We start from the raw sequence: 12,495 nt of genomic DNA on the forward strand, positions 1-12,495 counted from the left end.
GGCGGCCGTTCAGCGGGGTAGTGGGTGGAAGATGTAATCGTCGGTCGGTGAGTCAGCCAGGAGCACCGACTCCGTGTTGAGATACTCCCTCAACGCCGGGTCTTCTGTCTTGATCTGCCAGGCTTGAGCAGTTGGGCCGGCATTGATCTCAGCGCTTTCGCAGGCGGCGAGCAGTGTTTCGACCGAGGGCTGGTGAATCACCAGACCGTTGCCTTTCCAGCCGGCGACGGTCAGACCAAGCCTCTCGCATATCGCCACCTTGCGCCGGGCATCCTCGCGGTCGGACTGGCGCGATTGCTGGACCAGCATCGCCAATCCCTGATCCGACGCCAGCAGGTTGCCCTGTTGCCAGGCTTCCGGCGGGCAGTCTTTGGCTTGGGGTTTCAGCTCAATGAAAGGACTGATCTCCATCGGGTAGATCCGGCACACCAGCGGACGCTCCAGGTAAACCGAACAGAGCCCGTTCTGCTGAAGGTTCGGGCACTCAGGCAAGGCATTCGCCGCCAGAATCACCGTTACCCGCAGGGTGCCCGAACCGCCGGTGACCGGCGCGGATCGCCCGGCGTTGTAGGCGTACTCGGGCGATCCGACCGGCCAGAGCGACTCATCGAACGCCTCAAGCAAAACCCCGACAGAATGGCCGCGTTTTAGCCAGGTCACTGCTTCACTCAGGGTCAAGGGGACGAAGCGGCCGCGGCAGCAGGCGCCGCAGCCGACGCACTCGAAGCGCACGTCGGGGTCTACGTTCGGAGGGTTGGCTGTTGAGGGAATCGTTGAATCGTTGATGGTTAGGTCGCCTGCGCCGCTATTCGTTGAACGGGAATCATACGGCGGTTAGCTCAATCCGGTTAGTCCCGTGTGCGGCCATCCGCGGGGCGAGCCGCTCCCACGGACTGACGCGATGGATCAGCGCCCCGCGTTTTCCCCGGCCTCAACTCATCCAGTTGCCACCGTCGACGTTGTAGGTCTGGGCGACGACATAATCGCTCTCCGCTGACGCGAGAAAGATCGCCATGCCGGTCAGGTCCTCGGCGGTGCCCATGCGACCGTAGGGCACTTCTTCGCCGACGAGCCTTTTCTTCTCCCCCAGCGGCCGGTTCTCGTGTCTGGCAAACAGCGCGTCGACGCCGTCCCAATGCTCGCCATCAACCACGCCCGGTGCGATCGCGTTGACGTTGATCCGGTGTTTGATCAGGTTCAACCCGGCGGACTGGGTCAGGCTGATGACCGCGGCCTTGGTCGCGCAGTAGACGCCCACCAGTGCCTCGCCGCGCCGCCCGGCCTGGCTCGCCATGTTGATGATCTTGCCGCCATGACCCTGGGCGATCATCTGCTTCGCCGCCGCCTGGAGGGTGAACAGCGTGCCGGCCACATTGATGGAGAACAGGCGCTCGTAGCTCTCGCGGGTGATGTCCGTAATGGGCGCGAGATCAAACAGCGCGGCGTTGTTGATCAAAATATCCAGCTTGCCGGTGGTGGCGATGACGGCCGCCATGGCCGCGTCGATGGCCGTTTGATCGGTGACATCCATCTTCACCGCGTAGGCATTGCGGCCCAGTTCGGTGGCCGTCTGGGTCGCGCGCTCCAGATTGATGTCGGCGATGGCCACCGTCGCGCCCTCGCGAATGTAGGCTTCGGCGTACGCCCGCCCGATACCTCGCGCCGAGCCGGTGATCAGCGCGCTTTTACCTTCGAGTCGTTTCATAAAAAGAGTCATCCGTCATGCGGTGAGAACCGGCCGACAGCCGTCGGCGGTGGGTTTATTTCTTTGGGTAGCCAGCGCGCTTCATTTCCCGCTCCGTCGTCGACTGCGCGGCGGCCAGTGCCTGCTCGACGGAGGTCTGGCCGGTGAGCGCGGCGGAGAAGAGCTTGCCCACCGATGTGCCGATGGCCTGGAATTCCGGGATGGTCACGTACTGAATGCCAACATAGGGCACAGGCTTGGCCGACGGGTGCGTCGGATCGGCGTGCTTCATCATCTCCAGTGTCACTTTGGCGAACGGCGCAGCCTTGAGGTAGGCGTCGCTGTAGGTGGAGGTGCGGGTGCCGGGCGGCACGTTGGTGATGCCGTCTTTTTGCGCCACGAGCTGGATGTATTCCTTGGAGGTCGCCCAGGTGGTGAAGGCCTTGGCGGCGTCTTTGTGTTGGGAGGTTGCCGGGATTGCCAGAGACCAGGCGTACAGCCAGGACGAACCCTTGTCGGTCACTTCAACGGGTGCTGGCGCGAAGCCCACGCTGTCCACGACCCGGCTCTGTTCCTTGTCGGTAGTGAACGAGCCCGCCACGCTGGCATCGACCCAGATCGCGCATTTGCCGCTGTTGAACAGGGCGAGGGTTTCGTTGAAACCGTTACTTGAGACGCCGGGCGGCCCATAGTTTTTCAGCGTGTTGACGTAGAAATCGGCAGCGGCCTTCCACTCGGGGCTGGTCAGCTCGGGTCGCCATTGCTCGTCGAACCAGCGGGCGCCGAAGGCGTTGGCCATCGTTGTCAGCAAGGCCATGTTCTCGCCCCAGCCGGCCTTGCCTCGCAGGCACATGCCGTACTGACCCTGATCCGGGTGATGCAGTTTGGCGGCAAACGCCCCGAGTTGGGTCCAGGTCGGGTGCTCGGGCATGCTCAGCCCGGCTTGTTTGAACAGGTCGGTCCGGTAGTAGGTCACCGTGCTCTCGCCGTAGAAGGGCAACGCATAGAGCGTGTCGTTGACCGACAGGCCCTGGCGCACGGAGGGGATGATGTCGTCGAGGTCGTAGCTGGCGGGCAGGTCCTTCATCGGCTCCAACCAGTTTTTTGCGCCCCACAATGGCGTCTCGTAGGTGCCGATGGTCAACACATCGAACTGGCCGCCCTGGGTTGCGATGTCAGTCGTCAGCCGCTGGCGCAGGACGTTCTCTTCGAGCACCACCCAGTTGAGTTTGATGTCGGGGTGCTGCTCTTCGAACACCCTGGAGAGCCGCTGCATGCGGATCATGTCGTTGTTGTTGACGGTGGCGATGGTGATCGTCTCGGCAGCCTGACTGATGCCCGCCAGGGACAGACCGGCAGAGAGCAGCAGCGCGTGATGGGTGATCTTCATGGTGATCTCCATTCCACGCCGGTGGCGCGGAATCGTTATTGTTGTTTTTTAGCACTGCCGGTCCCTCTGACGTCTCACTTCGGGGCAGTGGCGTGCCGATTACAGCAGCTCGCACGCGCTGCAACAAACACGCTGAGGATGTCCCACTGATGCTTTTTTAACCGTGCAGCTCAGCCCTGCGTCCGGCTAAAAAAGTATCAGCGCGCAGCGACAGGCGAGGTGGAGCAGGGTGATGCAATGGGCGTATGGTGCGTCGATGCACGCGCCAACAACGACAAAAAAGGGGCAGACCATGCCTGCAAGCCGGACCGCCTTATTCGAGCAATTGCCTGCGGAGCTGGAAATCATCCTGCCGGCGCCCCAGCAGAGTTTTCGCTGGTACGAGCACGACTATCCCTATGCGCTCGCGCGCTGGAATCACCATCCTGAATACGAGATTCATCTGATCCGCAAAGGCAGCGGCAAGCTGGTGGCAGGCGATTACATTGGTGCCTTCGGCCCTGGCCATGTTGCGCTGATCGGCCCCGACTTGCCCCATGACTGGATGGGCGATCTGGCGCCGGGTGAATACCAGGAAGGCCGTGACGTCGTGCTTCAGTTCGACGGTGCCACCTTGCTGGCGCTGCGCGAGACGATGCCTGAGCTGGGTGAACTGCAGGGCTTGTTTGATCGCGCCCGTCGTGGGCTGGAATTCACCGGCGAAACCGCACTGCGGGCGGCCGACCTGCTTGAACGCATAGGCTCGGCGAACGGGTTACAGCGCTTGCTGCTGTTTCTTGAGCTGCTCCAGACCCTGAGCGTAGCGTCTGACAGGGAAGCCCGCACGTTGGCGAGTTCGTGTTACGCACCGACCCTGGACGCGAAAAGCGCCGAGCGGGTCCACCGGGCATTCGACTACCTGCAGCGGGAGCTCACCGGCGATATCCGGCTCTCAGTGATTGCCGAGCGACTGCACATGAGCGAGCCGGGGTTCTCACGATTCTTCAAGCGCGCCACCGGGCACGGGTTCATCGACCTGATGCGCAAGCTGCGCATCCAGAGGGCCTGCCGCTTGTTGCTGCAGACCCGGATGTCCATCGCCGATGTCTGTTTTGAAGTGGGCTACATCAACCTGTCGAACTTCAATCGACACTTCCGTTACGAGATGAAGCAGACGCCGTCCGACTATCGAAGCGGCACGGCGGCGACGTTGTTTAACTTGAATACGTCGAAGGCGTCCTGACCGCTCTGTCGCGCGATGCTTACCGCGCTGCCATGGACGCAGCGCCACGGCCGACCGGCACATCCCGGCTTGTTGATTGGCTCACTCGGTCTTGAACCATGTGGGATGCAGCGCAGGGAAGTGTTCACGCAACCAGTCGGCAAAGGCATGCACCTGGGGCGCGAGGTGCGTCCGGCTCGGATAAAGCATTGACACCTTGCGCCGGGCCGGACGAAAAGGTTGCAGCACTTCGATCAGTTCGCCGCTGGCGAGAAACGCATCCACGGTGATGCCGGGCGCCTGAATGATGCCGAAGCCCGCCAGGCCGCAGTGAACATAGGCGTTGGACTCGTTGACCGTAATGGCCCCGCGGCTCGGGTAGGGCCGATCTTCGCCGCCGTCCTGGAAATACCAGGGCAGGGGCCGGTTGCTCTGTCCCGAGAGGAAATCGACGCCCTGATGCTGGGCCAGATCGCCGAGCGTTGTGGGTTTACCCCATGTATCGAGGTAGGAAGGCGCCGCGCAGGTGACCATCTCCACGGTACCGATCTGCCGCGCAACCATGCTTGAATCCCGCAACTCGCCAATCCGCAACACACAATCAACGCCCTCAGCCACCAGATCCACCGCTCGATCGGTGACGCCCACCACCAGTTCGATCGCGGGAAACGCGCCTGTGAATCCCTTCAGGCTCTCGATGAAACTGCGTTGGGAAAACGCCGTGGGGATGTCCACCCGCAGCCGACCCTGAAGGGTGACGCCGCTGCGGTCGAACATCGACGTGGTGTCCGAAACGTCGGCCAGGATGCCTTTGACCCGCTGGTAAAACTGCTCGCCTTCCGCCGTCAGCTTGACCGTGCGCGTGGTGCGTTGAAATAGGCGCACGCCGAGGGAAGCCTCCAGCGTCTGGATCGATCGCGTGATGTGCGGGCGGCCCAACTGAGTGGCTTCGGCCACTTTGGTGAAGCTGCCGAGCTCCGCCAGCCTCGCGAACACCTGCATCGACTGCAAAAGGTCCATCAGTTCGCTCCTTGGAAATCGCGATGACTGTTGCGCATTAGGATAACAATCCTGTGCGTTGCCGGGCATTTATCCCTGCGCTCATAACAGAAACAATGCCCCCAGCACACTGACGGCCGACCCCGGCCTTCTGGTAAACACTTCAACGGAGATACGCGATGAAAGCCTGGCTTCTGAAAGATTTCGGCCTCGACAACCTGCAACTGGGCGAAACCGCAACCCCGACCCCCAAGGCCGGCGAGCTGCTGGTCAAGGTGGGCGCGGTGTCCCTGAACTTCCGCGACAAAGCCATCGTTGACGGAATCTACGAACCGCACACGGTGCCCAAGCCCCTGATTCCAGTGAGCGACGCTGTCGGCACGGTGGTCGCCATGGGCGAGGGCGTCAGCCGCTTTGCGGGGGGCGACCGGGTCAATTCGCACCTGTACTCGCGCTGGCTCGACGGCATGCCCGCCTCCGACGAACCCGACTACTGCTTCGGCTCGCCACTGCCCGGCGGGCTGGCGGAATTCATGATCATCCACGAAGACAGCGCGGTGCGTGCGCCGGATGACATGACCGACGAAGAGGCGTCGACGCTGCCTATTGCCGCGTTGACCGCCTGGTACTCGCTGGTGGATTACGGCCAGATCGAGCCTGGCCAGACGGTGTTGGTGCAAGGCACAGGCGGCGTGTCGATCTTCGCCGCACAGATCGCCATGGCACTGGGCGCCAAGGTCATCGTCACTTCCAGCCGCGACGACAATCTGGACGCCGTGATCAAGCTCGGCGCAATGGCGGGCGTGAATTACCGCAAGACCCCGGACTGGGCGGCGGAAGTGCTGAAACTCACCGAAGGCAAAGGCGTGGACCTGCTGCTGGATGTGGCCGGCGGGGAGGGCGTCAACGCGTCCGTTCAGGCGACAAAAGTGGGTGGCAAGATTGCCCAGATCGGTTTCCTGACCGGGCAAACCACCGCGCTGAACCTGATGCCGCTGATCTTCCGTCAGACCACCCTTCGCGGGATTGCCGTAGCGCCACGTTCTTCGTTCGACCGTATGAATGCTTTCCTCGACACCCACCACATTCGTCCGGTCATCGACCATGTTTACGCGTTCGAGCAGGCCCGTGAGGCGTACGAACATCTGGCTCGGGGGCCGTTTGGCAAGGTGGTGATCAAGGTCAGCTGAGGTCGACTTATTCAAGGCCGGGCTGACTGATGCACGGGGTCAAGGAGGCGGCCTGTGCATGCGACGAAAAGCCAGGCGGATGGCCTGGCTCTTTGTCTATCGCGGTGTCGAATCAGACGGTAATCGGATCGACTTTCTCAACGTCAATCTGCATCTCGGCCAGCGCGCGGGCGACCACTTGCCGGTCGATTGCCCCCTCGTCAGCCAGGGCTTTCAGCGCTGCCAGCACGACAAACTGACGGTCCACTTCGAAGTGCCGGCGCAGCGCTTCGCGGGTGTCCGACTGCCCGAAACCATCGGTGCCCAGCGCGACGAAGCGACGATTGCCGATCCATGGACGGATCTGGTCAGCGTGGATTTTCATGTAGTCCGTCGCGACCACCACCGGGCCAGGGTGCCCTTCGAGCACCTCGGTCAGATACGGCACTTTCGGCTCTTCCAGCGGATGCAGCAGGTTCCAGCGTTCGACCTGCTGCGCCTCACGGCGGACCTCGGTGAGGCTGGTTGCCGACCAGACGTCGCTGCTCACTTGGTACTCGCTGGCAAGGATCTCCGCCGCTGCGATGACTTCGGGGAGGATCGAGCCACTGCCCATCAGCTGAACGTGGCGACCGGGCTGGGCCTCGCGTTCGATCGGCAGTCGATACAGGCCCTTGAGAATGCCTTGCTCGGCGCCTTCGGGCAGTTCGGGGTGCGGGTAGTTCTCGTTGAGCAGGGTGATGTAGTAGTAGATGTCCTCCTGATCGACGTACATCCGGCGCATGCCGTCGTGGACGATGACCGCCAATTCGTAGGCATACGTCGGGTCGTAGGAAACGCAGCACGGCACGGTGGCCGACATTACGTGGCTGTGACCGTCGTCGTGCTGCAGGCCTTCACCCATCAGGGTGGTACGCCCGGAGGTTGCGCCGAGCAAAAAGCCTCGAGCCCGCGCGTCCCCTGCGGCCCAGAGCAGATCACCGACCCGCTGGAAGCCGAACATCGAATAGAAGATGTAGAACGGCAGGGTCATTACGCCATGGTTGGCGTAGGAGGTACTGGCCGCGATCCAGGATGACGTCGCCCCGGACTCGTTCAGACCTTCCTGCATGATTTGCCCGTCAGTGCTTTCCTTGTAGTAGGACAGCGTGCCGGCATCCTGCGGCGTGTAGAGCTGGCCGACGTGGGAATGAATGCCGATCTGGCGGAACAGGTTTTCCATGCCGAAGGTGCGCGACTCGTCAGGCACGATGGGGACGATGAGCTTGCCGATGTTCGGGTCTTTCAGCAGCGTGGCGAGGATCCGCACGAAGGCCATGGTGGTGGAGATCGCACGGTCACCGGTGCTTTTCAGCTGCACCTCCAGCGCCGCCAACGGCGGGATCTGCAACGGCTCGACCTGGGCGTGTCGGGCGGGAATCTGCCCCCCGAGGCTCGCGCGTCGGGCGCGAAGATACCGGGCTTCGACGCTGTCTTCGTCCGGTCGCAGGTAAGGCATTTCGCCAAGCAGATCATCGCTCAGCTCAAGCCCGAAACGGTCGCGGAATGCCTTGACCGCGTCGCCCCCCATTTTCTTCAGTTGATGGTTGATGTTCTGGCCTTCGCCCGCTTCGCCCATGCCGAAGCCCTTCACCGTTTTGGCGAGGATCACCGTGGGCCGACCGGTCTTGCGGGATGCCGCAGCGTAGGCGTTGTAGACCTTGACCGGGTCGTGGCCGCCACGGGTGAGTTTCCAGATCTGGTCGTCGGTCATGTCGCTGACCAGCTCGAGGAGCTCGGGGTATTTGCCGAAGAAGTGCTCGCGCACATAAGCGCCGTTCTGCGACTTGTACGTCTGGTACTCACCGTCGACGCATTCCATCATGCGCTGGCGCAACAGGCCCGATTTGTCCTTGGCCAGCAGTTCGTCCCAGCCACCCCCCCAGATCACCTTGATCACGTTCCAGCCGGCGGCCCGGTACAGGCTTTCAAATTCCTGGATGACTTTGCTGTTCCCGCGCACCGGCCCGTCAAGACGTTGCAGGTTGCAGTTGACGACGAAAATGATGTTGTCGAGCTTTTCGCGCCCGGCGAGGGAAATGGCGGCCAGGGATTCCGGCTGGTCCATTTCGCCGTCGCCCAGAAACGCCCAGACCTTGCGGCCCTGATGCTCCTTGAGGCCACGGTTTTCCAGATAACGCATGAAGCGCGCCTGGTAGGCGGCCGTGATCGGGCCCAGTCCCATGGACACGGTCGGGAATTGCCAGAAGTCGGGCATCAGGCGGGGGTGGGGATAGGACGACACACCGTCGCGATCGGTTTCCCGGCGGAAGTTATCAAGCTGCGCCTCGGTGAGACGGCCCTCGGTAAAGGCCCGGCCGTAGATCCCCGGCGCCGAGTGACCCTGGATATACACCAGATCGCCGGCGAAGGTGTCTGTCCGGCCGCGGAAAAAATGATCGAAACCCACGTCGTAGAGCACTGCCGCCGATGCGTACGTGGCGATGTGGCCACCCACACCGGAATGCTTGCCGGCCCGCAGGACCATGGTCAGGGCGTTCCAGCGGATGAAGGCGTTGAGGCGCTTTTCGATACCGAGGTCGCCCGGGTAAGGCAACTCGCGCTCGGGGGGAATGGTGTTCACGTACGGCGTGGTGACGCGTCCATGGAAGTCACCATGAACAGAAACGTCGAAATCGAGCAATTGGTCGATCAGGAAGTGGGCCCTGGGGCGGCCTTCTGCCTCGACGACGGATGCGATCGAGTCAATCCATTCGCGGGTTTCTTGTGGATCCTCGTCGCGAAGCAGGTAGCTCTGTTCCATCATTACATCTCCTGAAAATGGCATCAGCGGGCCGTTGTTCAACCCGCTCATCGTTGCAATTGCAATTGAATCTAGCGTCATTGCCGCTATGATTGCAACTGCAATCAACCCTAGGATTTGGAGAGACCATGGCCACCCCATCGCCAGACCTCTGGTACAACTTCATTCGGGCGCACCGCTGCCTGATCAAGGAAATCGAGCGGCGGCTGGCCGAAGAACAGCTGCCGCCGTACGACTGGTATGACGCGCTCTGGGGTATCGAAAGCGGGCAGGACGGCGCTAGGAGGATGCATGAACTCGCTGACGTCATGGCCATCGAACGCTACAACCTCACCCGGCTGGTTGACCGTCTGGAGAAGGAAGGATTGGTCACCCGGGAGAAGTCCCTCGAAGACGGGCGCGGCGCCATCGCCCGGATCACTGACGCCGGCCGGACCCTGCGCAAACGTATCTGGCAGGTCTACAAGCAGGCCGTCGAAGAACTGTTTCTGGTGGAGTTCGATGAAGATCAGAAACGCCTGTTTGCGGACGCGCTGGAAAATGCCAGCCGCAACGCCCGTCAGTCCCGAAAAATCTCTCAGACCAGCCGGTAACGTTCCAGCGCCTGGCTGACAAGGGCAGTGCTGATCTGCTCGAGATTCGCCAGTTCGCGCAGGGCCGTCATCGCGATCCAGTGCCGGTCCAGGCGTTGATGGGGTTCCAGGCTGTCGGCGCCCAGCGCGGTGAACGGTCCCCGCACATGGGCCGCCAGCTGTGCCGCGACGAACTCTGCGTACCCGGTCACGGCAACCACCGGGGTCTGCGAGTGGCCGAGGCAGTCGTGCAGATGACTGCTTCCGGGTGCCTCGCCGCGCAGAAGGCGTTTACGCCGGGACTGCCGTTCCGCGTCCCGCGCCAGCTTGGTGTAGCTGGGGCAGCTCCACACTTCGACGGCGATGCCCCAGTCATCGTGCAGGATCTGCGCGGCGGCTTGTACCTCCCGCAGCATGAGTCCTGCGCCAAGCAACCGAACGTGCTGTGCCGCGGGTGTCGGGCTGTCCAGCCGGTACATCCCCATAAACGCCTGGGTCCGATCACACGCCAGCCCATCACCGCTTTCATCGTGCAGCGTCATGTAGCAGAAGCCGGGCGCCCCTTGCACATAGAGTTCGTCAAGCGCGCCGATAAGTATTGCCCTGGCTTCATCGCCACTGGCGGGGTCGAAAGGGATGCAGTGCCGATTGGAGGCCAGCCACAACGGCAACCACGGGTGAGCACCTTTTGCCCAGCGCGACGGGGAAGACTCAATGTCATTGAGCACAATGCCCCGCTGCCCGGTCTGGGACGTGAGCATCGAGAGGTGCGCGGAGGTGGCTGACTGAGTCATGTAGAACAACGGCCGCTCATCGTTGCGCGCCGGTTCGCTGAACCACAGCGGCCACGCACTGATCGCCGTGCCGGTGGATGGCTCGTGGGCACGGTCGTTGACCTTCCAGAATTGACCGCGGGTGCGCTGATCGCTTTCAAGGCGCTTGATCAGATCGACAACGGTAAAGAGCGGAGAACTCTGGGTGACCACTCCCGACAGGTGGCTGTGCTCAATGAGCTCGATGCACGCCTGGGCCGCCGATTCGGTCCTGGCGGTGCGCTGTAAACGAAGGCTATCCATGAAGATGAAACTCCTGTGACTGTCTTGCGGGGTGCTAAAGGAATAATGCAGACTCATTGCAAATGCAACCACAAGGACGGAACCTTTGATGAATAATGCCTCGCTTCACCTCTATACGGCCGACACTCCCAACGGCCAGAAAATCCCCATCGCCCTCGAGGAACTCGGCCTCGACTACACCCTGACCCATGTCGATCTGAACAAGGGCGAGCAGAAAGCCCACGACTTCCTGGCCCTCAACCCGAACGGAAAAATCCCGGTCCTGATCGATCGCGCCAACGGCGTGACGCTGTTTGAATCGGCAGTGATCCTGACTTATCTGGCTGATCAGCACGCTGCACTGGGTGGCGAGAACCCGGCAGAACGCCTGCAGGTCCAGCAATGGCTGAGTTTCCAGATCGCAAGCGTGGGGCCGATGCTCGGACAGCTCTGGTGGTTCCGCCATGCCAGCACGATCGCCAACGACCAGGCGCTGGACCGCTACCGTAAAGAGTCGCTGCGGCTCTACGGGGTGGTGAACAGTCAACTTGCCGATCGCGAGTACATTGCCGGCCAGCGCTACACCATCGCCGACATTGCGCTGTTCACCTGGCTGCGCACGTATGAAGAGCTGGACCTGGACATTTCGCTGTTTCCGGTGGTGCGCGCCTGGTTGCAAACCATCGAGCAGCGCCCGGCCGTCAAGCGAGGGCTGGCAACCTCTCGCCAGGAACACTGAACCCCATCCGCCTGATGCCAACAAAAAGAAGATGCTGATCATGCATTTCAACGCTCCGCTTTTCGTCAGGCCGGGCCAGGATCCAAACCTGGCCACCCTGATCGAGCACTTGCCCTCCGAAATAGACTGCCCGTTCACCTACGCCACCATCGACAAACGCACCTTTGGCCTGTCGAACTTCCTGTCCAGCTTCCCCATTGCCTGGCAGCGCAAATACTGCGCCGAGGCACTGCACCGCGTCGATCCGATCATTTCCCACGGCGTGCAAAGCGTCGCGCCTTTCCACTGGACAGAAGCCTACCGGCGCAAGCCCGTGCAGGGGCAGGGCGCATTCGAGCAGCTCACCCGAGAGTTCTCGATGCAGGACGGCTACACCTTCGTCGTCCACGATCCGCAACAGCGCATGGGGTTGTTGAGCCTGGTCAACCGCGAACAGAGTCCGCACTTCCACCGCCAGATCCAGCACATCAAAGGCACGCTGCAACTGGCATTGGTGGCGTTTCACAGCGGCATGAACCCGGACGCGATGTCGCAGAACACCGCAGAGCCGCCACTCACTGTCCGCGAGCACACGATTCTCGGCTGGGTGTCCCTCGGCAAGTCCTACAGCGAGATCGCCTGCATCTGTGACATCCGTGTGCGCACGGTCAAGTTCCACATGGCCAACATCGTGCGCAAGCTTGAGGTCGACACCGCCAAGCAGGCGGTGTTTGTGGCGTCCCGCCTGGGAATCGCCTGACGGGGGTGCCGGTGCGCGTTCTGCACCGGCGCATCCGACAAGGCTGCGCGGGCAAGCGTTGCCTGTACCTAGGTACAGTTTCGGGGCGAAAAGGAATACAGAATGATTGCCGGGCAGCCCTGATAACAAACCCACAATGAGAGG

Annotated in this window: 11 protein-coding genes; 5 read left to right on the top strand and 6 right to left on the bottom strand. The window is 62.0% G+C overall.

Annotated elements, in window-relative coordinates:
- Positions 1-9: 9 nt before the first annotated feature.
- The 3 genes from AC0Z8Z_RS05910 to AC0Z8Z_RS05920 form a co-directional block, all read right to left on the bottom strand.
- Positions 10-732 carry a YkgJ family cysteine cluster protein gene (locus AC0Z8Z_RS05910; protein WP_485618369.1) on the bottom strand — a complete coding sequence of 241 codons (723 nt, stop codon included), beginning with the start codon at positions 730-732 and terminating at the stop codon, positions 10-12.
- 199 nt (positions 733-931) lie between these two features.
- Positions 932-1,705, bottom strand: coding sequence for an L-iditol 2-dehydrogenase (locus AC0Z8Z_RS05915; protein ID WP_485618370.1), 774 nt, complete (start codon positions 1,703-1,705; stop codon positions 932-934).
- Positions 1,706-1,760: 55 nt separating this feature from the next.
- Entirely contained in the window at positions 1,761-3,074 is a 1,314-nt protein-coding gene (locus AC0Z8Z_RS05920; protein WP_485618372.1) for an ABC transporter substrate-binding protein, read from the bottom strand.
- 292 nt (positions 3,075-3,366) lie between these two features.
- On the opposite strand from AC0Z8Z_RS05920, the gene AC0Z8Z_RS05925 reads away from it, so the two are divergent.
- The gene (locus tag AC0Z8Z_RS05925; RefSeq protein ID WP_485618373.1) at positions 3,367-4,296 is read left to right on the top strand and encodes a cupin domain-containing protein; all 930 of its coding nucleotides are present in this window, start codon (positions 3,367-3,369) and stop codon (positions 4,294-4,296) included.
- A gap of 81 nt (positions 4,297-4,377) precedes the next feature.
- Here AC0Z8Z_RS05925 and AC0Z8Z_RS05930 read toward each other — a convergent pair whose 3' ends face one another.
- Entirely contained in the window at positions 4,378-5,277 is a 900-nt protein-coding gene (locus AC0Z8Z_RS05930) for a LysR family transcriptional regulator (RefSeq protein WP_485618676.1), read from the bottom strand.
- A gap of 176 nt (positions 5,278-5,453) precedes the next feature.
- Between AC0Z8Z_RS05930 and AC0Z8Z_RS05935 the strand changes: the two genes are divergently transcribed.
- A complete protein-coding gene (locus tag AC0Z8Z_RS05935) occupies positions 5,454-6,464 on the top strand; it encodes a zinc-dependent alcohol dehydrogenase family protein (RefSeq protein WP_485618374.1) in 1,011 nt (336 codons plus the stop codon).
- A 112-nt stretch (positions 6,465-6,576) separates the two neighbouring features.
- On the opposite strand, the gene aceE is transcribed toward AC0Z8Z_RS05935, so the two are convergent.
- Complete coding sequence (gene aceE / locus AC0Z8Z_RS05940) at positions 6,577-9,246, bottom strand: pyruvate dehydrogenase (acetyl-transferring), homodimeric type (protein WP_485618677.1); 2,670 nt, start codon at positions 9,244-9,246, stop codon at positions 6,577-6,579.
- A 128-nt stretch (positions 9,247-9,374) separates the two neighbouring features.
- On the opposite strand from aceE, the gene AC0Z8Z_RS05945 reads away from it, so the two are divergent.
- A complete protein-coding gene (locus AC0Z8Z_RS05945) occupies positions 9,375-9,839 on the top strand; it encodes a MarR family winged helix-turn-helix transcriptional regulator (protein WP_485618375.1) in 465 nt (154 codons plus the stop codon).
- Here the strand turns inward: AC0Z8Z_RS05945 and AC0Z8Z_RS05950 are convergent.
- Complete coding sequence (locus AC0Z8Z_RS05950) at positions 9,824-10,894, bottom strand: transketolase-like TK C-terminal-containing protein (RefSeq protein ID WP_485618376.1); 1,071 nt, start codon at positions 10,892-10,894, stop codon at positions 9,824-9,826. The two genes, AC0Z8Z_RS05945 and AC0Z8Z_RS05950, sit on opposite strands and share 16 nt — an antisense overlap.
- 88 nt (positions 10,895-10,982) lie before the next feature.
- Here AC0Z8Z_RS05950 and AC0Z8Z_RS05955 point away from each other — a divergent pair, with 88 nt between their 5' ends.
- On the top strand, positions 10,983-11,612 hold the full coding sequence (locus AC0Z8Z_RS05955; protein WP_485618378.1) for a glutathione S-transferase family protein: 630 nt from the start codon (positions 10,983-10,985) through the stop codon (positions 11,610-11,612).
- A 40-nt stretch (positions 11,613-11,652) separates the two neighbouring features.
- Positions 11,653-12,351 carry a LuxR family transcriptional regulator gene (locus tag AC0Z8Z_RS05960; protein ID WP_485618380.1) on the top strand — a complete coding sequence of 233 codons (699 nt, stop codon included), beginning with the start codon at positions 11,653-11,655 and terminating at the stop codon, positions 12,349-12,351.
- The last annotated feature ends 144 nt before the right edge of the window (positions 12,352-12,495 follow it).

This window comes from Pseudomonas sp. 1L-C-7-B-C1 (assembly GCF_057291635.1).